Origin of the sequence: Stenotrophomonas sp. GD03654, assembly GCF_029845105.1 — a bacterium.
GTDB lineage: Bacteria > Pseudomonadota > Gammaproteobacteria > Xanthomonadales > Xanthomonadaceae > Stenotrophomonas > Stenotrophomonas africana.
This window is the reverse complement of the sequence record NZ_JAOCLC010000012.1, coordinates 43380-68946: the sequence shown is the minus strand read 5'-3', so window position 1 is coordinate 68946 and position 25567 is coordinate 43380. Positions and strand designations below refer to the sequence as shown.

22 protein-coding genes are annotated in these 25567 nt (G+C 65.9%); 10 read left to right on the top strand and 12 right to left on the bottom strand.

The window, feature by feature from the left end; genetic code table 11:
• Positions 1–60 precede the first annotated feature (60 nt).
• Together glmU and N5J73_RS07130 are read left to right on the top strand one after the other, a co-directional pair.
• The gene (gene glmU / locus N5J73_RS07135) at positions 61–1428 is read left to right on the top strand and encodes a bifunctional UDP-N-acetylglucosamine diphosphorylase/glucosamine-1-phosphate N-acetyltransferase GlmU (RefSeq protein WP_049445062.1); all 1368 of its coding nucleotides are present in this window, start codon (positions 61–63) and stop codon (positions 1426–1428) included.
• A complete protein-coding gene (locus tag N5J73_RS07130; RefSeq protein WP_049445063.1) occupies positions 1397–1930 on the top strand; it encodes a GNAT family N-acetyltransferase in 534 nt (177 codons plus the stop codon). Before glmU ends, N5J73_RS07130 begins: the two co-directional genes overlap by 32 nt.
• 56 nt (positions 1931–1986) lie before the next feature.
• Here the strand turns inward: N5J73_RS07130 and N5J73_RS07125 are convergent, their stop codons facing one another.
• The 7 genes from N5J73_RS07125 to N5J73_RS07095 all read right to left on the bottom strand — a co-directional run bounded on the left by N5J73_RS07125 (position 1987) and on the right by N5J73_RS07095 (position 9759).
• Positions 1987–3339: a HAMP domain-containing sensor histidine kinase gene (locus N5J73_RS07125; RefSeq protein ID WP_049445065.1), complete on the bottom strand. Its 1353-nt coding sequence runs from the start codon at positions 3337–3339 to the stop codon at positions 1987–1989.
• Positions 3336–4682 carry a sigma-54 dependent transcriptional regulator gene (locus N5J73_RS07120; protein ID WP_049445068.1) on the bottom strand — a complete coding sequence of 449 codons (1347 nt, stop codon included), beginning with the start codon at positions 4680–4682 and terminating at the stop codon, positions 3336–3338. The genes N5J73_RS07125 and N5J73_RS07120 overlap by 4 nt, the downstream gene beginning before the upstream one ends.
• 123 nt (positions 4683–4805) lie before the next feature.
• Entirely contained in the window at positions 4806–5180 is a 375-nt protein-coding gene (locus N5J73_RS07115; RefSeq protein ID WP_049451447.1) for a PDZ domain-containing protein, read from the bottom strand.
• Position 5181: 1 nt separating this feature from the next.
• Positions 5182–6384: an FtsX-like permease family protein gene (locus N5J73_RS07110; protein WP_049443919.1), complete on the bottom strand. Its 1203-nt coding sequence runs from the start codon at positions 6382–6384 to the stop codon at positions 5182–5184.
• Positions 6385–6405: 21 nt separating this feature from the next.
• Positions 6406–7710 carry an ABC transporter permease gene (locus N5J73_RS07105; RefSeq protein ID WP_049443921.1) on the bottom strand — a complete coding sequence of 435 codons (1305 nt, stop codon included), beginning with the start codon at positions 7708–7710 and terminating at the stop codon, positions 6406–6408.
• Between the two features lie 10 nt (positions 7711–7720).
• Positions 7721–8446 carry an ABC transporter ATP-binding protein gene (locus N5J73_RS07100; protein ID WP_032129038.1) on the bottom strand — a complete coding sequence of 242 codons (726 nt, stop codon included), beginning with the start codon at positions 8444–8446 and terminating at the stop codon, positions 7721–7723.
• A gap of 35 nt (positions 8447–8481) precedes the next feature.
• Positions 8482–9759 (bottom strand): efflux RND transporter periplasmic adaptor subunit, encoded by a 1278-nt coding sequence (locus tag N5J73_RS07095; protein ID WP_049443924.1) that lies wholly within the window; start codon positions 9757–9759, stop codon positions 8482–8484.
• Positions 9760–9962: 203 nt separating this feature from the next.
• On the opposite strand from N5J73_RS07095, the gene glmS reads away from it, so the two are divergent.
• Positions 9963–11801 carry a glutamine--fructose-6-phosphate transaminase (isomerizing) gene (gene glmS / locus N5J73_RS07090; protein ID WP_164078616.1) on the top strand — a complete coding sequence of 613 codons (1839 nt, stop codon included), beginning with the start codon at positions 9963–9965 and terminating at the stop codon, positions 11799–11801.
• A 448-nt stretch (positions 11802–12249) separates the two neighbouring features.
• Positions 12250–12681, top strand: coding sequence for a CBS domain-containing protein (locus N5J73_RS07085; protein WP_010481344.1), 432 nt, complete (start codon positions 12250–12252; stop codon positions 12679–12681).
• A gap of 67 nt (positions 12682–12748) precedes the next feature.
• On the opposite strand, the gene N5J73_RS07080 is transcribed toward N5J73_RS07085, so the two are convergent.
• On the bottom strand, positions 12749–13177 hold the full coding sequence (locus tag N5J73_RS07080; protein WP_049443926.1) for a VOC family protein: 429 nt from the start codon (positions 13175–13177) through the stop codon (positions 12749–12751).
• A gap of 90 nt (positions 13178–13267) precedes the next feature.
• Complete coding sequence (gene gloA / locus N5J73_RS07075; protein ID WP_049443928.1) at positions 13268–13783, bottom strand: lactoylglutathione lyase; 516 nt, start codon at positions 13781–13783, stop codon at positions 13268–13270.
• A 359-nt stretch (positions 13784–14142) separates the two neighbouring features.
• Here gloA and N5J73_RS07070 point away from each other — a divergent pair, with 359 nt between their 5' ends.
• The 5 genes from N5J73_RS07070 to N5J73_RS07050 all read left to right on the top strand — a co-directional run bounded on the left by N5J73_RS07070 (position 14143) and on the right by N5J73_RS07050 (position 21126).
• Positions 14143–14556, top strand: coding sequence for a CopL family metal-binding regulatory protein (locus tag N5J73_RS07070; RefSeq protein WP_152906636.1), 414 nt, complete (start codon positions 14143–14145; stop codon positions 14554–14556).
• 93 nt (positions 14557–14649) lie between these two features.
• The gene (locus N5J73_RS07065; RefSeq protein ID WP_049443930.1) at positions 14650–17364 is read left to right on the top strand and encodes a TonB-dependent receptor; all 2715 of its coding nucleotides are present in this window, start codon (positions 14650–14652) and stop codon (positions 17362–17364) included.
• Between the two features lie 52 nt (positions 17365–17416).
• Positions 17417–18109, top strand: coding sequence for a PepSY domain-containing protein (locus tag N5J73_RS07060; RefSeq protein ID WP_049443931.1), 693 nt, complete (start codon positions 17417–17419; stop codon positions 18107–18109).
• Positions 18106–19917: a 2Fe-2S iron-sulfur cluster-binding protein gene (locus N5J73_RS07055; protein ID WP_080354791.1), complete on the top strand. Its 1812-nt coding sequence runs from the start codon at positions 18106–18108 to the stop codon at positions 19915–19917. Before N5J73_RS07060 ends, N5J73_RS07055 begins: the two co-directional genes overlap by 4 nt.
• A 96-nt stretch (positions 19918–20013) precedes the next feature.
• Positions 20014–21126, top strand: coding sequence for a PLP-dependent cysteine synthase family protein (locus tag N5J73_RS07050; protein WP_049443934.1), 1113 nt, complete (start codon positions 20014–20016; stop codon positions 21124–21126).
• A 138-nt stretch (positions 21127–21264) separates the two neighbouring features.
• Here N5J73_RS07050 and N5J73_RS07045 read toward each other — a convergent pair whose 3' ends face one another.
• Positions 21265–21669: a hypothetical protein gene (locus N5J73_RS07045; protein ID WP_049443936.1), complete on the bottom strand. Its 405-nt coding sequence runs from the start codon at positions 21667–21669 to the stop codon at positions 21265–21267.
• A gap of 170 nt (positions 21670–21839) precedes the next feature.
• Here N5J73_RS07045 and N5J73_RS07040 point away from each other — a divergent pair, with 170 nt between their 5' ends.
• Positions 21840–23870, top strand: a complete 2031-nt coding sequence (locus N5J73_RS07040; protein ID WP_049443938.1) for a M3 family metallopeptidase — start codon at positions 21840–21842, stop codon at positions 23868–23870.
• A 155-nt stretch (positions 23871–24025) separates the two neighbouring features.
• Here the strand turns inward: N5J73_RS07040 and N5J73_RS07035 are convergent, their stop codons facing one another.
• A complete protein-coding gene (locus N5J73_RS07035) occupies positions 24026–24829 on the bottom strand; it encodes an SDR family oxidoreductase (RefSeq protein ID WP_049443939.1) in 804 nt (267 codons plus the stop codon).
• Complete coding sequence (locus N5J73_RS07030) at positions 24826–25392, bottom strand: DUF1415 domain-containing protein (protein WP_049443995.1); 567 nt, start codon at positions 25390–25392, stop codon at positions 24826–24828. Before N5J73_RS07030 ends, N5J73_RS07035 begins: the two co-directional genes overlap by 4 nt.
• Positions 25393–25567 lie beyond the last annotated feature (175 nt).

The window sequence follows — 25567 nt, the reverse complement described above, 5'->3', positions numbered from 1 at the left end:
GCCCATGTTAACGGCCCACACTCTAGAATCATCGGCAACGAACCACGGACTGCCGTTCCCATGACCCAAGCCCTGCACGTCATCATCCTCGCCGCCGGCGCTGGCAAGCGCATGAAGTCGGTGCTGCCGAAGGTGATGCAGCCGATTGCCGGCCAACCGATGCTCGCGCACGTGATCGATACGGCCCGCGAGCTGCAGCCGGCTGCTATCCACGTGGTCTACGGCCATGGTGGCGAGGTGGTGCGTCAGTACTTCGCTGACCAGCCCGATCTGCAATGGGCTGAACAGGCGCAGCAGCTGGGTACCGGCCATGCGGTGGCCCAGGCGATGCCGCAGGTGCCGGATGCCGCACAGGTACTGGTGCTGTACGGCGATGTGCCGCTGATCCGCGCGCAGACCCTGCGCGACCTGCTGGCGCAGCCGGGACGGTTGGCGGTGCTGGTCGCCGACGTCGATGACCCGACCGGCTACGGCCGCGTACTGCGCGATGCAGAGGGCAGGGTGGGTTCGATCGTCGAGCAGAAGGACGCCACCGACGACCAGCTGCGCGTGCGCACGATCAACACCGGCATCATCGCCGCCGAGTCGACCGCGCTGCGGCGCTGGCTGTCGCAGCTGTCCAACAGCAATGCACAGGGCGAGTACTACCTGACCGACGTGTTCGCGTTTGCCGCGCATGAGTACACTCCGGCCGAAATGGCGCTGGTGGCCGATGCGCAGGAGGCCGAGGGAGCGAATGATCCGTGGCAGCTGTCGCAGCTGGAGCGTGCCTGGCAGCGCCGGGCGGTGCGTGCGCTGTGCGCACAGGGCGCGCGCGTGCGCGACCCGGCACGGCTGGACATCCGCGGCATTGTCACCGTGGGCAGCGACGTGCTGATCGATGTCGACGTGGTGCTGGAAGGCAACGTCGTGCTGGGCGATGGCGTGACCGTCGGTCCGTTCAACCGCCTGAAGGACGTCAATCTTGGTCCTGGCACCGAAGTGCGCGCGCACTGCGATCTGGAAGGTGTGGTCACCGAAGGTGCGGCGCAGATCGGCCCGTTCGCGCGGCTGCGCCCGGGTACCGTGCTCGCCGATGGCGTGCATGTCGGCAACTTCGTCGAAACCAAGAAGGTGACGCTGGGCGTGGGCAGCAAGGCCAATCACCTGACCTATCTCGGCGATGCCGTGATCGGCAGCAAGGTGAACATCGGTGCCGGCACCATTACCTGCAACTACGACGGTGTGAACAAGTCGACCACCACCATCGGCGACAACGCGTTCATCGGCTCCAACAGTTCGCTGGTTGCGCCGCTGACGATCGGCGAGGGTGCGACCATCGCCGCCGGCTCGGTCATCACCCGAACCGCACCGGACGGCAAGTTGACACTGGCTCGTGCACGACAGGAAACCATCGATGGCTGGAAGCGCCCGGTCAAGAAGTCCTGAGCCCCGTCTCCCGTGCGCCGACGAGCTCGGCGTGCTGCCGGAGATCGAACGGCGTGCCGGTGAGCTGCTGAAGGGCCACGAAGCCTGCCCGGTGTTTGCCGGCCACGGCCTGGACCTGCCGACGCTGCAGGACGGCCTTCAGCGTGGACAGTTGTGGGTGGTGGATGCGGCTGACGGTGGCATCGCCGGCTATCTGCTTGCCGGCGAACTGGCAGGTGAGTTCCACGTGCTGCAGATGGATGTGGATCCTGCTCACGCGCGGCAGGGTCATGGGCGCACGTTGTTGCGCCATGCATTGGAACAGGCCCGGGCGGAAGGCTATCGCTCGGCTGTGCTGACCACGTTGTCCGACGTGCCGTGGAATGCGGCCTTCTATGCCAGCGAAGGGTTCGAGGTAGTGCCCGAGGCGCAGTGGAGCGATGGCCTGCGCGCGGTGATGGCTGAAGAAGCCGCGCTGGGATTTCCAATGCATCTGCGCGTGGCGATGCGGCAGGTCTGGTAGGTGCCGACCTTGGTCGGCACATCCACGCATGGCGTGGATCCATTCGCTGGGCCGGCTCAACCCACCGGCAGCAGGATCGACACGCACAACCCGCCATCGCCGCGGTTCTGCAACGACACCCGCCCACCGTGCGCTTCCACGATCTCGCGGGTCAGCGCCAAACCCAATCCAGTTCCATTGCGCTTGGTCGAATAGAACGGCATCAGTGCGTTCTGCAGCACCTGCTCGTTCATGCCCTTGCCGCGGTCAAGTACGTCCAGGCGCAGCCACTGCGGCAGCCGCGTGAGGTGCACCTGTACGTCATCGTTGGGCGGATCAGCGTCGGCGCAGGCTTCATGCGCGTTCTTCAGAAGATTCAACAACGCCTGCCCGAACTGCGCGATGTCGATGCGGCTGCTCAGCTCCTCGTCCGGTTCGCGATCCATGGTGAACGGGATCTGCTGGCGCAGGCTGGACAGGAACGGTGCCCAGTGCACGGTCTGCAGCTGCGGCTGCGGCAGCTTGGCAAAGCGTGCGTAGCCGCGGATGAAGCCTTCCAGATGGCGCGCGCGGTCTTCAATGGTGGTGAATATCTCCGGCAGCCTGTCGAAGCGCTCGCGCTGCACCAGCACGCCACCGGAATGCGCCAGTGATGCGATCGGTGCCAGCGAATTGTTGAGCTCGTGGCTGATCACCCGGATCACCTTCTTCCAGGTCTGCACTTCCTGGCGGCGCAGTTCGGCGGTCAGCAGGCGCACCAGCAGCAGGTCGTGCGGGCGGCCATTGAGCTGGAACGCGCGGCGCGACAGGTGGTAGACCTGCTCGTCATCCTCATCGCCGTCTTCGCCTTCCGCATGCACCGCGAACAGGCTGTCACCGCCCCGGGCGATGGCATCGCGCAGTTCCACCGGCACCTGTTCCAGCACGTCTTCCAGGCGCTGGCCTTCCAGCTTCCAGCCGCCGTGCAGGAGCTTGCGCGCAGCCAGGTTGGAGAACACCACGCGGGCGATGCCATCACCGCCGGAGGCGATCAACAGCATCGCAACCGGCGTGTTCTGCACCATGGTGTCCAGCAGCAGCTCACGTTGCACCAGGCCCTGCCGCTGCTCACGCAGTACATCACCCAGTTCGCGGTGTGCCTGCACCAGGTCGCCGAGCTCGTCATTGCCGGGCCAGTGCACGCCGAAGTTGTATTCGCCGTCGCGATAGCTGCTGGTGGTGCCCGCCAGGGCCCGCATCAGTGACCGCACCGGGGCGGTAGCCCGACGCAGGGTCCACCACATCAGTGACAGCAGGATCAGCGCCGATACCGTGGTCACCACCCAACCATGGTCCATCCAGTAGGCCAGCAGCCACGGCAGTGCCGCAGCCAGTGCCAGCACCGGCAGCAGGCGCAGGAACAGGCGGAAAGTGAAGGAGCGCCGCTTCATTCGCGTGGAATACCGTGGCGGTCCATACGCCGGTACAGCGCCTGACGGCTCAGGCCGAGCTCGGCGGCAGCCTGGGCGATGACGCCATGGTTGCGCGCCAGCACATCCTCGATGCGTGCGCGGTCAGGGTCATTGCCTGCGCTGGGTGCCGGTCGTGGTGCGACGGCTGCGCGCGGCAGGTTGAGATCGGCCACTTCGATGCGGTTGCCGGTGGCCAGCAGCTCGGCGCGCTGGATCACGTTGCGCAGCTCCCGCACGTTACCCGGCCAGGAGTGCCGTTGCAGGGCCGCGGTGGCGGCGCTGGACAGGGGCTTGCCCGCGGTCAGGAAGCGCTCGGCCAGCGGCACGATGTCACCCGGACGTTCGGCCAGCGGCGGCAGCACCAGTTCCACCGTGTTGAGGCGGTAATAGAGGTCTTCGCGGAAGGTGCCGTCGCGGATCATGGCCGGCAGGTCAGCGTTGGTCGCGCTGACCACGCGCACCTTGACCTGGCGCTCGCGGTTGGAACCCAGGCGCTCAAAGCGGCCGGTTTCCAACACGCGCAGCAGTTTCATCTGCCCGCCCAGCGACAGGTTGCCGATCTCATCCAGGAACAGGGTGCCACCATCGGCGGCCTCGAACTTGCCTTCGCGCGCCTTGTTGGCGCCGGTGTACGCACCGGCCTCGGCACCGAACAGTTCGGCTTCGATCAGCTCCGACGGCAGTGCACCGCAGTTGACCGTGATGAACGGACCCTTGGCCACCAGCGAGTTGGCCTGGATGATCTGCGCGATCTTTTCCTTGCCGGCACCATTGGGGCCGGTGATCAGTACCGGCAGTTCCGAGCGTGCGACCTGGCAGGCCAGGGCGATCACGCGCTCGCTGGCGGGGTCGGCGAAAACCGCGCCGCACAGGTTGTACTTCTCTTCCAGCGCGTTGCGCTGGCGTAGTTCACGGCTGCGGCGCCGGTCCAGTTCGCGGCGCGCCTCGGACAGTTCCAGCAGGTTGTTGACCGTGGTCATCAGCTTGCGATCGTCCCACGGCTTGGCCAGGTAGTCGGCCGCGCCGGCCTTGACCAGATCCACCGCGCTGCTGAGGTGGGTCCAGGCCGTCAGCAGGATCACCGGCAGATCGGGATGGCGCGCGCGGATCTGCGCGAACAGGGCCTCGCCTTCCTCACCGGAGGTGGTGTCTTCGCTGAAGTTCATGTCCTGGATCACCAGGTCGACCGGCTGCGACTCGAGCAGGGCCAGCCCTTCGGACGGACTCTGCGCCTGCAGGGTGTCGATGTCGTGCAGGGAGAACAGCACGTCCAGTGCGGTGCCCACACTGGCGTTGTCGTCGATGATCAGGATTGCAGGCATCAAATGGTTCTGCAGAAAGGGATGGGCGGCGCCGATGGAGCCGTTCGTGTCCACGTACCGGGAGAGCCCGGCGCCACCCATCAAGCATAGCCAAAGCCGTGGCCATGCAGGCGTTGCCGCTTCTCAGGGGCGGGGCGGAGGAGGCGGCGGCGGAGCATCCAGCGCCTGGCGCCAGGCGTCCGCATCCACCGCCACGCTCACCAGCCGTCGCTCCCGCCGCAGCAGCAGGTAGGCCCGCGCGGCGGGGGAATCGATCAGGGCCCGGGACAGGTGGTCGATCTGGTACACGGGCGTGTCATCTACCCGCAGGATGCGGTCCCCGCGGCGGACACCGAATCGGCCCTCCGGGCGCGCGGCCTCCACCTGGATCTGCCCTTCGGTCGAGTGCAGCGCCAGCCGGGCCTCGCCCTGCTGCCACTGCAGGCTGCTTGCGCTGCCACCGCCGGCAAGTGCCGGCAGTGGCAGGAGCATCAGCAGAGTCATCAGCCGTGTGCGCATCTCAGGCTCCGCGCGTGGCGACTGCGGGGGGGACCGCCGCAGCGCGGCGCGCCGGGCCGAACACCGCGACCTGGCCCAGCGTCCACAGCAGCAGGGCGCCCAGCGGCAGGTACAGCAGCGGCATGCGCGGCAGCTCGTACAGGTTCATCAGTGCCAGGTTGATCGCGTAGGCGGCCAGCATGCCCAGCACGATGCCCAGCGTTGCCAGCAGGAAGTTCTCGGTCTGGAAGTAGCGCAGGATCTGGCCACGGGTGGCACCGAGTGCGCGGCGGATGCCGATCTGCTTGCTGCGCTGCTGCACCCAGAAGCTGGCCAGCCCGACGATGCCGAGCGCAGTGACCACCAGCAGCGCCACGCAGACGGTGATCAGCAGGCCGACCATTGCACGGTCGTTCTTGAAGAAGTCCTCGCGCTGGTCGGTGAACGACTGCTTCTCGCGGATCAGGCGGTTGGGATCGTTGCGCTCCAGAGCGGACAGTGCGGCCTTGAGCACCTCATCGCGGCGCGCAGGATCGGTGCGCAGCATGTAGATGCCATCGCCGAAGACGCGGCGCACCGGCATGATCATGGTGTCATCCCAGTTGTTGCCCCAGCCATTGGGCGTGGCCAGCGTATCGACGATGCCGATCACGTTCACCGTCTGCTTGCCCATGTAGTACGTCTTGCCCAGCGCATTGCCGTCCGGCGCCATCTTGTGCGCGGCGGCCTGGCTGAGGATCACCGGCGTGCCGTTGGCCTTGCTCAGGTTGTCGAAGTCGAAGTACTCGGCCGGCTGGAAGTCGCGGCCGGCAACCAGGTTGAGGCCCAGCGTCCGCAACGCGTCTTCGGAGAAGGTGTACATGCCGACGCTGGCCGTCGGCCGTTCCTGGTTCATTTCGCGCGAGATGCTGGTGTTGGACGAACTGTTGCGGAACGGCACCTGGTTGATCACGCTGACCGCGGTGACCCCGGGGATGGCGCGCAGCGATGCCAGGTCTTCGCGGGTGCGGGCGGCGGCATCGGTCTGCTTGCCGACGCCGGTCACGCGGACCAGGACCAGCTCGTTTTCGGCCATGCCGCTGGTCCGGCTGATGCGCTCCACGCGCTGGCTGACCAGGAACAGGGCATTGCAGACGATGGCGCAGGTCAGGGCGATTTCAAGCACGATCAGCGCGGCAGCGGTCTTATGCCGGCGCAGGGTGCTGAGGATGGGGCGGATGTCCATGGGAGGTCCTCGTTCTCGTGCTTACTGCGACTTGAGCTGGATGGCGGGAGTGACCTGCATCGCGCGCCAGGCGGGCAGGAAGCCGGCGGCGAGGCTGGCGAGCAGGGTCAGGCCCAGCGCAAGCAGCAGCATGCTGCCGTCCAGGTGGGCCAGCTGTGCGTAGCTGACGGGCTGCTGGCGGACCGCGTACAGCCCCAGCAGGGCCAGTCCGATGCCGAGCACGCCGCCGACCACACCCACGGCACCGGCTTCGACCAGGCACTGCAGGAAGATCTGGCCGCGGCTGGCGCCCAGCGCGCGGCGCACACCGATCTCGCCGCTGCGGCGCAGGAACTTGGCCAGCAGCAGGCCGACCGTGTTGACCAGGCAGACCCCCAGGAAGCCCAGGGCCAGCCACAGCTGCAGCCGCACGTCGCTGGGTACCGCGCCCTTGAAGTCCAGCCACTCCATCACGTTGCGCAGGCGCACGTTGACCGGGCGTTCGAAGCGGCCGGCCTGGCGCTGCAGGCTGGAGTAGTTCTCCAGATAGCGCCGGTAGTCGCCGGCCTTGGACGGATCCATCTCTGCCCAGTACTGCAGGTAGGCGCAGGGCGCGTTGACGGAGTAGCTGTTGGCGCCGTCGGGATTTTCGCCGAAGCAGTTCATGTTGCCATTGCTGCCCAGCTGGAGATCGAACGAGGTGGAGATCGGCGCCAGCAGATCCTCTTCCTTGCCGAACGCGCCGGTGGTGAGGTCGAAGAAGTGCGGCTCCGGGTTCCAGGCCTTCATGACGCCGACGATGCGCAGCGCATTGCCCTCAAGCCGGATTTCGCGACCGACACTGTTCGCGCCCTGGAACAGCTTCTCGTTGAGCGCCTTGGAGATGACGGCCACGCGGGCCCGCCCGTTGTCGTCCTCGCGGGTCCACGGCCGCCCGTACTGCATGGGCACGTTGAACATCGGGAAGAAGTCGGCCGAGGTCCAGCGGGTGTCGATGGAGAACGGCTTGAGCGTACTGTTATCCGGTTCGATCGTTGCATCACCGGCAGTCATCATCACCTGGCGCTCGGCTTTCGCTTCGCGCAGCAGGGCTTCGGCGTCATAGCGCGTCATCTGCTCTTCCGGTTCCTCCTCAAGGCCGAAGCCGTTGCGGGGCCGCGGGTCGATCTGCGCGTAGAACAGGCGCTCGCTCTTGTCCGGAATGGGGTTGCCGGACAGGACGTGGAACACGGTCAGGGTGGTCATCGAGGCACCGATGCCGAGCGCGATGGCCACCACCATCAGCGCGGTCAGGACCTTGTTGCGGCGGAAGCTGCGCACCGCCAGTCGAGCGTAGTAGGCGAACATGGTCGTGCCCTCACTCGTTGACGGCGACGATGTGGCGCGGCGGGGTGGCCAGCACCGGCTCGCGCACCAGGTCGGTCACCTGGCCATCGACGATGTGCACGTTGCGCTGCGCTCGCGCGGCCAGTTCCGGGTCGTGGGTGACCATCACGATGGTGGTGCCGGCGGCATTGATCTCCTCCAGCAGTTCCATCACGCCGCGGGCCATCTGCGTGTCCAGGTTGCCGGTCGGTTCGTCGGCCAGCAGCAGGCGCGGGCTGCCGGCCAGGGCACGCGCGATGGCCGCGCGCTGCTGCTGGCCACCGGACAGTTCATTCGGGTAGTGCTTCATGCGTGAGCCGAGGCCGACCTGACTCAGCGCCTTCTCGATACGTTCGCGGCGCTCGTTGGCGCTCATCTTCCGATAGCGCAGCGGCACGTCCACGTTGTCGAACAGGTTCAGGTCGGGGATCAGGTTGAAGCCCTGGAAGATGAAGCCGATCTTCTGGTTGCGCAGGCGGCTGCGGGCGTCGTCGCCCAGCGTGCTCACGTCCTGGCCGTCGAGCATGTAGGTGCCGCTGGTGAAGGTTTCCAGCAGGCCGGCGATGTTGAGGAAGGTGGTTTTGCCAGAGCCTGACGGGCCGGTGACGGCAACGAACTCACCTTCCTTGACCTGCAGTTCCAGCGAGCGCAGTGCGTGGGTTTCCACTTGTTCGGTGCGGAAGACTTTGGCGACCGAACGCATTTCGAGCATGTACATGGCGTGTCCTCTCTCCAGGATTCAGGTATCAGGTATCAGTTGACGGAGACGCGTTCGGCGTCCTTGAACAGGTCGCTGCCGGAGACCACGATGCGGTCGCCCGGCTGCACACCCGACTTGATTTCCACTTCGCCCAGGCTGCTGACGCCCAGTTCCACCGGACGCCGCACCGCGGTGCGGCCATCCATCACGTAGGCCACGCCATTGCCCTGTTCGACGAACGGGCCGCGCTCGACCTTCAGCACGTCCTTGCGGGTGTCGAGCAGCACGCGCACCGACATCCGCTGGCTCTGGCGCAGGCCTTCCGGCTGTGCGCTGGCGAAGCGCACGCGGGCATTGACCTCGCCGTTGACCACTTCCGGTGACACCGCGCTGATCTCGCCCGGGAAGGGCTTGCCGTTGCCGCCGGTCAGCTGCGCCGGCATGCCGATGGCCAGGTCGCGGGCGAAGCTTTCCGGCACCTTGATCTCGACTTCGAACTTGGACAGATCGACCACGCCCAGCACCGGCGCATTGGCGGCCAGGTTGGTGGACTGGACGGCCTGTACCTGGCCGACCTGGCCATCGAACGGTGCGCGCAGGGTCAGTGCATCGACCTGGCGCTGCACTTCAGCCACCACGGCCTTCTGGCGGTCGGCCAGCAGGCGCTTGTTGCGGGCATCCAGGTCAGCGCCCTGGCTCTGCAGGCGGGCATCGGTGGTGGCATTGGCCAGGGTGATGTCGGCCTTCTTCAACGAGTCCTTGGCCTTGGCCAGATCGATCTGCGGTACTGCGCCGCCGTCGTAACCGCGCTGGTAGCGCTGCAGGTCGCGGTCGGCGGCCTGCCGTTCGATGGTGGCCTGGTCGGTTTCCTTGCGCGACTTGGCGCGGGCCAGGGTGGCATCCAGCGCGGCGCGGCTGGCCTCTGCCTCCAGGCCGGCCAGGGTGGCCTGTTCCTGGGCCAGCTTGCTGCGCAGTTCCGGGCTGTCGATGATCGCCAGCTCCTGGCCTTTCTTGACCACGTCGCCGGCGACCACCTTCAGGTCCACGGTGCCGGCCGAGATGGCGTACAGGATCGGACTGTTGGCGGCGATCACGCGGCCGTCGGCGGCAATGTCGCGGACCAGGTCGCCGCGCTTCACTTCGGCGATGCGCACGCGGCTGCTGTCGAAGGAGCGGCTGGCATTGGACCAGGCGTGCACGGCCCAGCCGATGCCGGCCAGCAGCACGATGGCGCCCAGTGCCGGCCAGCGATAGCGCTGCCAGTTGGCGCGGGTGGTGCCGGCCGGGGCGGAGGAAACGATCTGGTCCTGTGCGGAAGTGTCGCGGATCATCGGGTGCGTGCCTGACGGTGGTAGCCAATATCAAGCACGTAGCGTGCCAACTTTATTTCCTTTCAGGTCAATGGGTTGGGCGGCGTGCTGAAGTGTCCGGGTGTCCGCGGACACCTTTCCGGACACTTTCATTAAGCGGACAGGAGGGGGAAGCCGGACACGCGGGCTAGAATGCGCCGATCGTCTTCAAGGAAACGCGTGACATGTGTGGAATCGTGGGTGCAATCGCCGATCGCGATGTGGTGCCGGTACTGATCGAGGGCCTGAAGCGGCTTGAGTACCGTGGTTACGACTCCTCGGGCATCGCGGTGATCGACCACGCCGCGCGCCCCGAAGTACGCCGTGTCCGTCGCACGGGTCGCGTGTCGGAAATGGCCACCGCGGCCGAGGCCGAGGGCTTCAATGCGGTGCTGGGCATCGGCCACACCCGTTGGGCCACCCATGGGGGCGTCACCGAGGCCAACGCGCATCCGCATATCAGCCACGGTGTCGCGCTGGTGCACAACGGCATCATCGAGAACCACGAAGAGCAGCGCGAGAAGCTGCGTGCGCTGGGCTACACCTTCGAGTCGCAGACCGATACCGAAGTGATCGCGCACCTGATCCACCATCACCTGAAGGACGGCGACGACCTGCTGGTGGCGTTGCAGCACACGGTGAAAGAGCTGACCGGTGCCTATGCGCTGGCCGTGGTCAGCCGCGCCGAGCCGGAGCGCTTCGTCTGCGCACGCATGGGCTGCCCGCTGCTGGTCGGCCTGGGCGAGGGCGAGAACTTCGTTGCCTCCGACGTTTCGGCGGTGATCTCGGCCACCCGCAAGGTCATCTTCCTGGAAGAGGGCGACACCGCCGAGATCCGCCGCGACGGCGTGCGCATCTTCGACGAGCATGACCAGCCGGTCGAACGCGATGTGCATCTGTCCGATGTGTCGCTGGCTTCGCTGGAGCTGGGTCCGTACCGCCACTTCATGCAGAAGGAAATCCACGAGCAGCCGCGCGCGCTGGGCGACACCATCGAGGCGGCGATCGACGCCGGTGGTTTCCCGGCCAAGCTGTTCGGCAAGAACGCCGAAGCGGTGCTGTCGGGCATCGAGGGCGTGCAGATCATTGCCTGCGGCACCAGCTACTACGCCGGCCTGACCGCGCGCTACTGGATCGAAGCCATCGCCGGCCTGCCGTGCAGCGTGGAGATCGCCAGCGAGTACCGTTATCGCGCCGCTTATGCGAACCCGAAGCATCTGGTCGTCACCATCTCCCAGTCCGGCGAAACGCTGGATACGATGGAGGCGCTGAAGTACGCCAAGTCGCTCGGCCACAAGCACACGCTGTCGATCTGCAACGTGCCGGAAAGCGCGATTCCGCGCGCCAGCGAGCTGGTCTGCTACACCCGGGCCGGCGCCGAGATCGGCGTGGCCTCGACCAAGGCCTTCACCACCCAGCTGGCCGCACTGTTCCAGCTGACCGTGGTGCTGGGCAAGCTGCAGGGCCGTATCGGCGCAGCGCAGGAAGCGGATTACCTGGAGCAGTTGCGCTTCCTGCCAGGCAGCGTGCAGCACGCACTGAACCTGGAACCGCAGATCGCCGCCTGGGCCGAGCGCTTCGCGCGCAAGTCCAATGCGCTGTTCCTGGGGCGTGGCCTGCATTACCCGATCGCGCTGGAAGGCTCGCTCAAGCTCAAGGAAATTTCCTACATCCACGCCGAGGCCTACCCGGCAGGCGAGCTGAAGCATGGCCCCCTGGCGCTGGTGGACGAGGACATGCCGGTGGTGGTGATCGCGCCGAACGACAGCCTGCTGGAAAAGGTGAAGTCGAACATGCAGGAAGTGCGCGCGCGTGGCGGTGAACTGTTCGTGTTCGCCGACCAGGACAGCAACTTCAATGAGTCCGAAGGCGTGCACGTGATCCGCACGCCGCGCCATGCCGGCGTGCTCAGCCCGATCGTGCACACCATTCCGGTGCAGCTGCTGGCCTACCACACCGCGCTGGCACGCGGCACTGACGTGGACAAGCCGCGCAACCTGGCCAAGAGCGTGACGGTGGAGTAAGGCATTCACGGATCTGTTGGATGCTGCATGCGAAGGGGCCCCACGTGGGCCCTTTCGTTTGCGTCGGTAGCGGTGGCAAGTGGGACAGCGGCTGGGCGTTCTGTCCGCCGTCGGCAGCAGGCAATCAATCTTTAATGCGCAACTGCGCTTGTATTCAGCGGCGGTTTCAGCCGCGGTGCCATTCTCTGGATCGTCAGCTGGTTCCCACGACGAACTGTCCTATCGATGCCGGTAGTGACCGATGGTCGCAGTCGTAGAATCGAGTTGACCGAGGTCCGGGTTGAGCCGTTGAGCCTACCTCGTTCGCGTTGCAGCACATCGTCTGCCGATCCATTCCAAGCGGCCGCCGGGTGCGCCAGACGTGCGCTGAAAGGTCTGTTCCCGGGGAGGGGGGCGTATCGGAAGAGCACACTTTTTTGACTTCAGTGACCTGCACCAGGAAACAAGAATGAACGTCCGCGAACTCCTGCAATCCAAGAAAGAAGCTGTCATCACCATCGACGCCGAAGACACCATCGGTGCCGCCGCCCACAAGATGAGCGCGAACAAGATCGCTGCGCTGGTGGTGATGAAGGACGATGCTCCGGTCGGCATCATTTCCGAGAAGGACATCGTGCGTACCCTGGCCGACGACGGCCCGCAGGCCGGCCGCCGGGTGATCTCCAGCCTGCCGTCCACCGGCCTGGAAGGCATTGCGCCGGAAGCGACCCTGAAGCAGGCCATGTCGTTGATGACGTACTCGCGGCGCCGTCATCTGATGGTCACCGAAGGCACCCGACTGGTTGGCATCCTCAGCCTGGGCGACATCGTGAAGAACCTGCTGGGCGAGCTGGAACTGGAAAAGGCCGTGCTGCAGGACATCTACATGGCCGCCCACTGAGGGCTGGATCCCTGGATGCAGAGAAGCCGGGCATTGCCCGGCTTCTTCGTTCACGGCTTCGGTGATATCAGAAAGTGACCTTCACCGAATCGGCACTGTAGTTTGCCGGGCCGTGGTAGACCACCTCGATGTTGTTGCCATCCGGATCGAGCACGAAGGCGCCGTAGTAGCCCGGATGGTAGGGGCGTTCGCCCGGTGCACCGTTGTCGGTGCCGCCGGCGGCGATGGCTTCAGTGTGGAAGGCATCGACGGTAGCGCTGTCGCGCGCCTGGAACGCCAGGTGGTGGCGGCCGGTCAGCTGGCCGGCGGCGGCCTCGCTGTTGGCGCTGGAAATGAACAGCTCATCTGCCCAGAAGTAATCATCGCCTTCGCCGGCGATCGGGATGCCGATCGTATCGAACACCGCCTGGTAGAAGCGGCGGCTGGCCGCCAGGTCACGCACCACCAGCTGGATGTGGTCGATCAGGCGGCCACGGTGCAGTTCCATCGTTTCCATACGAACCTCGCAAAAAAGGGGACGGAGGGGATTAAGTCGCTTCCGGCCAATAGTGCCAGAAACGACTTAATCCCCTCCGTCCCCTTTTTGTCAGTTGGCGATGATCTCGACCCAGTAGCCGTCCGGGTCCTTGATGAAGGCCAGGTTCTTCATGCGGCCGTCGGTCAGGCGCTTCTGGAAGGTCACGCCGAGGTCCTCGAAGCGCTGGCAGGCGGCCTCGATGTCCGGCACCGACACGCAGATGTGGCCAAAGCCGCGCGGGTCGCTGTTGCCATCGTGGTAGACCGCGCCGTCCTGGGTTTCGGTGCCATGGTTGTGGGTCAGTTCCAGCACGCCCGGCAGGCCAGCCATCCACACGCGGCGCTGGGCGTCGTCTTCCGGCACCACCGCGCCGGCCGGTACGTAGGCCAGGAAGTACAGGCTGAACTGGGCCTCGGGGAAGTCGCGCTTGTCGATCAGCTGGTAGCCGAGCACGCGGGTGTAGAAGTCCAGCGAGGCGGTGATGTCCTTCACCCGCAGCATGGTGTGGTTGAACACGAAGCCGGTGGTTTCGGCCGGGGCCTGGGCGGCGACGCCGGGGACCTGTTGGAGGGAATGGAAGCTCATGGATCGCATCCTTGTCAGGGGGAAGGGAAAACAACCCGCGGAAGGCGTGCCTGGAAGTTGCATCTGAAACCGGTAGTTGCCGGAGCGAGCGCTGCCATTGCATCCTCCCAGCCGTTCATGGATCGGCGGGTCATGCTGCAACGCAGGATAATCGTTGTGCACCCGCAATGGGATCCGCGCTGCTGCAACGCTGGGAGAAATGCCTGCAACGATGGCATTGCAGGGCGGGAAAGCGGTGTTCAGGAGTTCGGCACGGAAGGCGATGCGCAGGTACTTCGTCAATGATGGTTGACAGCGTTTCACTGGCCACGCTATTGCTTGTATGTATATACAAATAACCGAGGGTCTCCAGAGCTCCCATGCCGTACCGCCGATGGCTGCCGCTGCTGCTGATGGCCGTGCTCCTCTTCGAAGGCATCTTCGGAGCCTGGGCGGGGACGCGCATGGCCCTGCATGGCGCAGGCGGCCAGCATTCATCTGCTCGCGCGGCAGTGGGATGCCAGGTTACGCCTCGCACGACAGTGGAGGCACCTGCGGCGGCACATGCCTCCCATGAGCAGGCCCCGGCTGCCGCCGGCTCCGGGCATGAAGATCACTGCACCTGCGTTGACGCCAGCAGTTGTGACTGTCGTTGCCTGTTGAGCCTGTATCCGCCGATGCCACCGTTGCTGTTGGCGACGGCCCATCCGCGCATCACGTTGGATCTGGCGTTGCCATCGCTGATCCTGCCCGCCAGCAAACTCTCACGGGTATTCCGACCTCCCATCGCCTGAGCGGCTGTCCCTGCGTCCACAGGACGCCATCGTGTCCCTTGCCCGCAGCGTGGCGAGGGCACCCAGAGACAGTACCCCTGCGGGAGAGAGAGCATGTACCTCAAGTCCAATGCCCTGGCTGCGGCCATCGGCAGCCTGTTGTGTTTCTCCGTCATTCACTCCGCCGCCGCGCAGGACGCGCAACCCACCGATGGAAGCGCACGCACGCTCGATACCGTGCAGGTGACCGGCAGCCACATCAAGCGCGCTCAGTTGTCAGGTGTCGGCCCGGTGAGCGTGGTCGATGCCGAGGCCATCGAGCGCTCCGGCGCCACCTCGGTGGAGACCCTGCTGCAGCGCCTGCCGGCATCGGCCGGGTTCGCCGGCAGCCAGAGCAATGCCTACTGGGCCGAGAACGGTTACGGCACCACCCAGGTCAATCTGCGCGGCCTGGGTATCAACCGGACTCTGGTCCTGCTCAATGGCCGGCGCATGGTCAACGGTGGTACCGGCGCCAACAGCTCGGTCGATCTCAACGTCATCCCGGTGTCGTTGATCGAGCGGGTGGAAGTACTCAAGGATGGAGCCTCGGCAATCTATGGCGCCGATGCGGTGGCCGGTGTGGTCAACATCATCACCAAGCAGGGCTTCGACGGTGCCGAAGCGGCGGTGCGTTATGGCCAGACCAGCCAGGGCGACGGCGAGGAAACCTCGGTCGACATCAGTTGGGGCATCCGCGGAGAGCACGGCTCCCTGATGGCCGCGGTCAGCTATTTCGACAGTGGTGCCGTCAACATGGCCTCGCGCGCACCCTGCGGCCTGATCGAATCCGATGGCCGGTTGGTCTGTTCCGGCAGCTCGAGCACGATCGGCGGCCGTGCATTGCTGGCCGACGGGCAGCGCGTCAACTTCAACCAGGTGGCTGGCGGCGACGGCGATTTCTACGAGCCGTACTCGGCAGCCAAGCACAACTACAACGGCAATCCCACGCTCAATGCGGTCAATCCCATCGAGCGGCTCAGCCTGAGCGTGTTCGGCGACAGCCAGCTCAATGACAGCACGCGCGTTTTCATCGAGGCGATGTACACCAATCGCCAATCCAGGCAGCTGGCTACGTCGGGCGGGCTGGGCGTGTACCGGCCGATCAACATCGCCGCCGATCATCCAACCAATCCCACCGGGCAGGATCTGCTGCTGCAGCGCCGGCGCCTGGAAGAAGCCGGCCCACGGCACTTCTTCCAGGAGACCGATACCTACCGCGTGGTGGCGGGCCTGAAAGGCCAGCTCGGCAGCAGCTGGGACTGGTCGGTGGCCCTCAACTGGGGACGCAACACAGGCGTGGATGGCTCGGACAACGTTGCCAATCTTGATCGCGTCGACCAGACCCTGGACCGCGCGCTGTGCAGCACTGCGCCTGGTGCCGCCATTCCTTGCGGCGACTATCTGGGCTATGGCGACCTGAGCCGCGAGGTGCTCGACTACATCCTGTACACCTCACGCGATACCGGCGGCAACGAGCAGAAGAGCTTCACTGCCAACCTCAGCGGGCAGATCTTCGAGCTGCCTGCGGGCTGGGTGGGTTTCGCCGCTGGCGTCGAGGTGCGCAGGGAGCGCGGTTGGCGCGATCCTGACCCGCTGACCGTGCTCGGAATCGGCAACACCAACCAGCAGGATCCGATCGCCGGGCGATACACGGCCAAGGAGGCTTACGTGGAGCTGGCAGTGCCGTTGCTGCAGGACGCGGCCATTGCCGATTCCCTGTACCTGAACCTGGCCGGCCGCGTGTCCGACTATGATCTGTTCGGCCGCGACTTCAACTACAAGGTCGGCCTGGACTGGCAGGTCAGCCCTTCATTGAAGCTGCGCAGTACCTATGCCACCGCATTCCGCATCCCCAACATTCCCGAACTGTTCGGTGGCGTGGCCGAAGGCAATCTCACCACCACCGATCCCTGCAGTGGCTGGAGCAGCCTCCCGGCCGACTCGGTGGTACGTGCGAACTGCCAGGCGCATGGCATACCGGCGGGCTATGTGCAGCCTGGCAACACCATCCTCACCACCTCTGGTGGCAACGCGGATCTCGAACCCGAAGACGCTACCTCCTTTACCGCAGGCGTGGTGTGGACGCCCACGTTCGCGCCAGGGCTGACCCTGACCCTGGACTACTACCGCATCCGCATCGAGAACGCGATCCAGCGCATCGCCGGATCCACCAAGCTGGCCATCTGCTACAACACGCCGGCATTGGCGCACCCGTTCTGCAATGCCAGCAACTTCACCCGCAATGCGCGTACCGGCGAAGTGGACTACCTGTCGTCGCAGCCGGTGAACACGGCCGATGAGGAAGTCAGTGGCATCGACCTGGGAGCCCTGTACGAGTTCAAGCCGTGGGGCATGGATGCCAGCGTCAGCGCTGACGTCTCCTACCTGCAGCGCTATGACGTGCGTCCATACGCAGGGGCGGAAGTGATCACCTATGCGGGCCGGATCACCGGCGGTCGTGGCAGCTATGCCCGCTGGCGCGGTCTGCTGTCGCTGAACGCCGCACGCGGGCAATGGTCAGGCACCTGGACCACCCAGTACATCGGCCGGGCCGACGACATCAATGCTGCACGCGGTGATATTGGTGATCATGCGCCTTCGGTGTTCTATCACAACCTCCAGCTCAGGTATGCGGTCAGCAAGGCACTGGATGTGGCGATCGGCGTGGACAACGTATTCGATCGTTCCGCGCCTTTCATCCAGAGCTACACCGACGCCAACACCGACACCATGACGTACGACCTGCTGGGTCGTCGCTGGTACGCACGCATTGGCTATCGCTGGTGAACGCAGCGCCCCGCCGTCTGCGGCGGGGCGCCCTGCAAGGGAGAAGAAGTAGATGAAACCCGCATTCTGGGCGCGTCGCGCCCACAAGTGGATCGGCCTGGTGATCGGTGTGCAGGCATTGCTGTGGATGCTCAGTGGTGTCTACATGACCGTGGTGCCGCTGGAGGTGATCCATGGCGATCACCTCGCTCATGTGCGTGGCGAATCGTTGACACCTCAGCGTGAGCGTGTCGGCGCCGATGTGCTGGTCACGCGCTATCCGGGGCTGCAGTCGTTCCGCCTCAAAAAGGTGCTGGAGCGTGAGGTCTATGACGTCAGGCGCGGAAAGGAGCGCTTCCTGGTCGATGCCGTCAGTGGAGAGCGCCTGCCGCGGCTGGACCGCGCGGCGGCCGTCGCGCTGGCGCAGTCGCTGTACCAGGGCACGGGCAAGGTCGCGCGGGTCGACTGGCTGATCGATGCACCTTCCGAGGTGAAGACCCGGCCAGTACCGATGTGGGCGATCCATTTCGCTGATCGTGGAAGCACCACGCTGTACCTGTCACCGGACAGTGGCGAACTGCTGGCGCGCCGGCACAGCCTATGGCGCTGGTTCGATTTCCTGTGGATGTTCCACATCATGGACTACGAGCATCGCACCGACGTCAACAACACCCTGCTGCGTGCCGCATCAGTGATCGGGCTCGGGTTCGGGCTCAGTGGCCTGTGGTTGCTGTTCTACAGCTTTGGCCAGAGGAGGCGCGCATGACGCCCTGGTTGCGCCGAATGCACAAATGGATCGGAGTGCTGGTCGGGCTGCAGTTCCTGGTCTGGCTTGGCAGCGGGCTGGGCATGAGCCTGCTCGACCCGGATCGGATCGCTGGCACGTCGCAACGGGCGGGGCCGTTGGAAGCACCGGCCTGGCCGGCGGGCACCGTGTCGCCGGTCGATGCGCTTCGTGCTGCAGGGCGGTCGACGGCGACCCTGGACAGTGGTTGGCTGCTGCAGCAGCCGGTGTATCGCTTGCAGTCGCCGCAAGGAACCGAAGTGATCGACGCGCGTGATGGCCGGCGCATCATCATCGATCCGGCAATCGCCCTGCGTGTGGCGCAGGCCGCCTATCGCGGCGAAGGAGCAGCGGCTGCGCCGGTACATCTGCCGCACAGCCTGGAAACCCGGGCCCACCCCGATCCAGTCTGGCGGGTGGACTTCGCCGATGCACAGGACACCACGATCTACGTCTCCGCCGACAGTGGCCAGGTGCTGGAGCACCGTACTGCAACGTGGCGGTTGTTCGACGTGTTCTGGATGCTGCACATCATGGACTACGCCGCACGGGTGAACTTCAACAATCCGTTGGTAGTCGGCATGGGAGTAGGGGGGCTATGGATGGCCTTGAGCGGGGTCTGGCTCCTGCTGGCGAGCTTCCGCCTGCACGAGTTCGTTCCGCGGCGGTGGCGCGGTCATCGGCAGTTGAGGGTATTTGCGCAGGGCGGTGTCCATCTGCGCACTGTCGCCGCGGCCCGTGGTGACAGTGTCTATCTGGCGCTGGCACGCGAGGGCGTGAACCTGCCTTCCAACTGTGGCGGCGGCCAGAGCTGTGGCTTGTGCGAAGTGCGGGTTCGAGGGGATGCGGGTGTACCTACTGCTGCGGATCGTGCACATCTGGCCGGATCGCGCTTGAAGGTGGGATGCCGGTTGGCCTGCAATCTGCCGGTGGACTCGGATCTGGAGATCGAAGTCGCCGGCGGTCCGAGCCTGTGGACCGAACATTGGGCAACCGTGGAACGGGTCGAGGCGGTGACGCCGTTCCTGCGCGAGGTCCACCTGCGCCCTGATAATGCAGCCGACACGCTGTACCAACCGGGTTGCTATCTGCAGGTGCACGTACCCGAATATGACGTACCGCGCAGCGCACTCTGGCACCCGGACGAGCATCGCCTGGATTGGGGGCCGCTGCCGTTGCCGGCGACCCTGCACAACAAGGCCGCCGTTCGGCGCTCGTACTCGCTGGCGATGCCGGTTGCCGCTGCGGATGGGCAGTTGGTGCTGCTGGCCCGGTTCAGTCCAGGTTGGCAGGATGCAAAGCGGCATCCTCCGGGCAAGGGCTCCACGTATCTATACACCCTGCGGCCCGGAGACCGCGTCCGCTACAGCGGACCATTCGGCGATTTCGCGCTCAGCGGTGTGGCCCGGGAGAAGATCTTCATCGGCGCCGGTGCCGGCATGGCACCGCTGCGGGCGATGATCGAACAGCGCCTGGCCGAGGGCGGCGATGAACGCATTCATTACTGGTACGGCGCCCGCAGTCCTCGCGACTGTCCCTATGGGGCACGGATGCAGGCCTTGGCGGCAGCGCACGCGAACTTCAGCTGGCACCCGGTGTGCTCGCAGGAAGGGGAGGGCAGGCGGGTGCATGACGCCATCCACGAGGACCTGCTGCGGCAGCACCCGGACCTGTCCGCGTGCGAGTTCTATCTGTGTGGTCCACCGCCGATGCTGGCAGCGACCCGGCAGCTGCTGCGCCGGCTGGGTGTGACGGAGGAGCGGATCGCGTACGACGACTTCAAGATCTGACGCGGAGGGCACCGTGGTTGCGGGGGGACCACGGTGCCCGCCTGTGGCCTGCAGGCGGAGTAGAATGCGCGGCTGTACTCACCGAAGTGGCGTTCCATGTCCCAGCGCGCTTGGGTGGCTGCGGCCATCCGCAAGATCGAAGCCGATTTCAACCGTTCCGCCGATACCCATCTGATCCCGCTGGCGCTGCCCGGGTTCGAGGGCATCGATGTGTACCTGAAGGATGAGTCGAGCCATCCCACCGGCAGCCTCAAGCACCGGCTGGCACGCTCGCTGTTCCTGTACGCGTTGACCAACGGCTGGTTGCGCGAAGGACGGCCGGTGATCGAGGCGTCCAGTGGCTCGACCGCGGTGTCCGAAGCTTACTTCGCGCGGCTGCTCGGTCTGCCGTTCATTGCGGTGATCCCGGCCACGACCTCGCCGGAGAAGATTGCCGCCATCGAGTTCCACGGGGGCCGCTGCCACCTGGTCGAGCGCGCCTGCGAACTCAACGGTGAATCGGAGAAGCTGGCCCGCGAAACCGGTGGTCACTTCATGGACCAGTTCACCTATGCCGAGCGGGCGACCGACTGGCGGGCCAACAACAACATTGCCGAGTCCATCTTCAAGCAGATGGCCGAGGAGCCGAGCCCGGTTCCGGAATGGATCGTGTGCAGCCCCGGTACCGGCGGTACCGCAGCGACGCTGGGCCGCTATGTCAGCTACCGCCGGCACGACACCCGCATCCTGTGCGCGGACCCGGAAGTGTCGGTGTTCTTCGACGGTTACCAGGCCGCCGTGGCCGGTGAGCAGGACTGGCGTGGCCTGACCTGCAGTGGTGGTTCGCGTGTGGAAGGCATCGGCCGCCCGCGGGTGGAGCCGAGCTTCATTCCGACCAGTGTGGATGCGATGGTGAAGGTACCCGACGCGCTGAGCCTGGCCGCCATGCGCCATGTCAGCCGCCAGCTCGGCCGTCGTGTCGGCGGATCCACCGGCACCAATTTCATCGGCGTGCTGCAGGCCGCGCAGTGGATGCGTGAGGCCGGCCACCAGGGCAGCATCGTCAGCATCCTGTGCGACAGCGGCGAGCGCTATGCGCAGAGCTACTACGACCCGGCGTGGTACGCGCGCCAGGGCATCGATGTCGACGGTGCCGATGCACAGCTGGCCGCAGCGGTGGCCGGGCAGGGGCTGCCGGAACTGCCGTGGTGCAGCCTGGAAGCGCTGTAGCACGGCAACGCACGGCCGGATGTGCATCGGCTGGGTAGAGTCGACTGTTAGTCGACTGCTCTACGTCCAGGTCGCGAAAATCCCGCGCTGCGCGCGAAAGTCGACTGACAGTCGACTCTACCCGATCGGCGGGGCGTCTCAATATCCCGCTGCGGTGAACGCGTCCAGCACGGCATCGCGCAGCGCATCGGGCAATGCCTCGATGTCCATCGCGCGATCATCCAGATGCAGGCCCGGGTCCAGGATGCTGGTGCGTCCCTGGGCCAGCGCCTGCAGCCACAGCAGCACGCAGATCACGAACTCGCGCTCATGGCCCAGCCGCAGCTGGCTGGCGCCGCGTTCGACCACTTCGAACGGATACCACTCCTGGGCATCGTTGAACGTGCCGCCCTGCTGTAGCACTGCCTGCAGCTGATGCAGGTGACGTGGGGCGTCGTCGCTGGCATCGCACAATGCGGCGATCCAGGTCAGTTCGGCCGGGCTGGCGGACAATGCCAGTGACCGGGCCGGTGAGGCGGATGCAACTGCAGCCAGACCTTCCATGTAGGGCCTCGTTTGGTGCGTATCGCCGCGGACTCCCCCGCAGCCAGAGCTTTGGTGCGCGACCGTAAGGCCGACGTGAATGCCGGGCCGTGCCCCCTTGTCAGCCCCGCCTGCCAGCGCCATATCCTGCATGCTGCCCGCCTGCCGGGCCCGTACCCTGGAGATCTGCCGTGACCGTTGCCAACCCCCTGCTCGATTTTTCCGGCCTGCCGCGCTTCGAGGCCATCCGCCCCGAGCACGTGGCGCCGGCGCTGGACGTGCTGCTGGCCGAGGCCGAGGCCGCCGTCAGCACGGCCGAGCAGGTGCAGCCGGTGCGCTGGCAGACCTTCGTGGCCCCGCTTGACGATGCCACCGAGCGCCTGTGGCGCGCCTGGGGGGTGGTCGGCCACCTGCAGGGCGTGGTCAACACCCCGGAACTGCGCGAGGCCTACAACAGCAACCTGCCGCGGGTGACCCGCTTTGCCAGCGCGCTGGGCCAGAACCTGGCGCTGTACCGTCAGTACCAGGCACTGGCTGCCAGCGCGGAGGCCGCGACGTTCGACGACGCCCAGCGCAAGGTGCTGGACAACACCCTGCGCGATTTCCGCCTCGGTGGTGCCGAGCTGGCGCCAGAGGCGCAGCAGCGCTTTGCGGCGATCAAGGAGGAGCTGTCGGCGCTGTCGGCGAAGTTCTCGCAGAACGTGCTCGACGCTACCGACGCGTGGTCGCTGATCATCGAGGACGAAGCGCGACTGAAGGGCGTGCCGGAAGACGTGAAGGCCGCTGCACATGCCGCAGCACAGAAGGACGGCAAGGCCGGCTGGAAACTGACCCTGCAGATGCCGTGCTACCTGCCGGTGCAGACCTGGGGCGAGGACCGCGACCTGCGCGAGATCCTGTACCGGGCCAGTGCACAGCGTGCGTCCGAATTCGGCGACGACGCGCTGGACAACAGCGGCAACATCGACCGCATCCTGGCCCTGCGCGCGGAACTGGCGGCGCTGCTCGGCTTCGGTTCGTATGGCGATTATTCGGTGGCGACCAAGATGGCGCAGGACCCGGCCGAGGTGCTCGGTTTCCTGCGTGACCTGGCCTCGCGCGCCAAGCCGTTCGCCGCCAAGGATCGGGCCGAGCTGGAGCAGTTCGCACGCGAACAGCTCGGCATCGACAGCCTGCAGGCCTGGGACCTGGCGTTCGCCGCCGACCGCCTCAAGCAGGCGCGCTACAGCTATTCCGAGCAGGAAGTGAAGCAGTATTTCACCGAACCGAAGGTGCTGGGCGGCCTGTTCTCGGTGATCGAGCAGCTGTACGGCCTGCGCGTGCAGGAGGACAGCGCGCCGGTATGGCACGAGGATGTGCGCTTCTTCCGTCTGGTCGATGCGCAGGGCGCGCTGGTCGGCCAGTTCTATCTGGATCTGTATGCGCGCGAGGGCAAGCGTGGTGGTGCGTGGATGGATGATTGCCGCAACCGCCGCGAGCGTGCCGATGGCAGCATCCAGACGCCGCTGGTCTACCTGGTGTGCAACTTCGGCCGCGGTGCCAACGGCAAGCCGGCCACCTTCAGTCACAACGAGGTGACCACCCTGTTCCATGAGATGGGCCACGGCCTGCACCAGCTGCTGACCCGCATCGGTGAGCTGGGCGTGGCTGGCATCAACGGCGTGGAGTGGGATGCGGTGGAGCTGCCCAGCCAGTTCATGGAGAACTTCTGCTGGGAATGGGACCACCTGCAGGGCATGACCGCGCACGTGGACAGTGGCGAGCCGCTGCCACGCGGGCTGTACGAGCGCATGCTGGCAGCACGCAACTTCCACAGCGGCATGGCGACCGTGCGCCAGCTGGAGTTCGGCCTGTTCGACATGCTGCTGCACAGCCAGTTCGAACCGGCGCAGGACAGCGTGCTGGCGCTGCTGGATCGCGTGCGTGCGGAGGTGGCGGTGAACCACCCGCCGGTCTGGAACCGTTTCCCGCACCAGTTCAGCCATATCTTCGCCGGCGGCTACGCGGCCGGTTACTACAGCTACAAGTGGGCTGAAGTGCTCAGTGCCGATGCATACGCCGCGTTCGAGGAAGCGCCGCAGGCACTGGCTGAAACCGGTGCACGCTTCCGCGATGAGATCCTGTCGCGCGGTGGCAGCCGTCCGGCGGCGGAAAACTTCAAGGCCTTCCGTGGGCGCGCACCGCAGATCGATGCGCTGCTGCGTCACTCGGGCATGGCGTAAACCGTTTGGTAGGTGCCAACCTTGGTTGGCACTTCACCGCCATCCACGCATGGCGTGGATCTACTGGAACATGCCCTGGTAGGTGCCAACCTTGGTTGGCACGTCGCCCCCATCCACGCACATGCCGGCCAGCGGCCGGCACTACCGAAGACGGGTCATTCGGCGTAGATCATCTTCCGGGTCATGCCGCCGTCCACGATGAAGTCCTGGCCGGTGGTGAAACCGGACAGCGATGACAGCAGATATACCGCCAGTGCACCGATATCTTCAGGGCGGCCGACCCGGCCGACCGGATGCTGGGCGTGGTCGGTGGCCGAGTAATCGGGCTCGTGGCGGCGCGAGGGTGCCTGCCAGGCCGTGGTACCGATCCAGCCGGGGCTGATGCTGTTCACCCGCACCGCCGGGCCGCTGCTGATCGCCAGCGCATGGGTGAAGGCCACCAGCCCACCCTTGGCCGCTGCATAGGCCTCGCTGTGCGCCTCCGATTGCCAAGCACGGGTCGAAGCGATGTTGATGATCGTGCCGGTGGCACTGGCCGACAGCACGGGCAGCGCGTGCTTGCTGCAAAGGAAGGCGCCATGCAGCGAGGACAGGCGGCGCTGCCACTCATCCCACGCCATGTCCTGCAGCGGCGTACCGTGCGCACCGGCGATGCCGGCATTGTTGACCAGGCCATCGATGCCGCCAAACCGCTGCACCGCCGTGGCGATGAACGCGCGCACGCTGGCTTCGTCGGTGATGTCCAAGGGCTGGAACGCCGCATCGTCATCGCGCTGCCATTCGGCCAGGCAGGCGTGGCCGGCTTCCGTATCCAGATCGCCGATCAGCACGCGGCCACCGGCACCGAGCACGGCCTGGGCAATACCGCGACCGATGCCGTTGGCGCCGCCGGTGACCAACACCACTTTGCCCGACAGCGGTGCGGCCGGCCATGCGGCAATCGGCGGCACGCGGCTCATGACAGGTCGTCCCCACGCAGGCGACGATGCCAGCCGTCCACACCGATGCGGTCCAGGGTCTGGATGTTGCGCTCGACGATCACGTCCGGGTCCGGATAGACATCCACCGCGCGCGCCACGCTGTCTTCGCGCAGCAGGTGCAGGGTGGGGAAGGGCGCGCGGTTGGTGTAGTTGCTGGCGTCGTCTGCGGCCACGCCGTCGAACTGGTAGTCCGGGTGGAAGCTGGCTACCTGCAGGATGCCCTGCAGGTCCAGCGCTTCGATGGCCGCGTCGGCGTTGTCGAGGAAGTCGTTGTAGTCGAGGAAGTCGGTCAGCACCTGCGGATGCACGATCAGCGTGGTGTCGATCTGCTCGGCCGGCGTGTCGCGCAGCAGCACCAGCTCCTCGGCCAGTTGTTCAACCAGCGCTTCCGGCGTGGTCGCATCGCTGAGCACGATGCGGACCTGGTCCTTCACGTACACCGCCTTGGCGAACGGGCACAGGTTCAGGCCGATGACGATGCGCTCCAGCCACAGGCGGGTGGCGGCGATCGGGTCATCGGTGGGCAGGTGGGAATCGGTCATGGCGGGCACGTCGGCTGGCGGGGCCGCCATTGTAGGCAGTGTGCCAGTGCTGCGCTGTCCACTGTGCAGGAACTGGACAGTGGCGAAGCGGGAAACTCCTGATGATTCAATCCGTTGCGCGCTACCGATGGATGGCCGATTGCCAGCCCGGGGCGACAGGCGTGGAATGGATGCA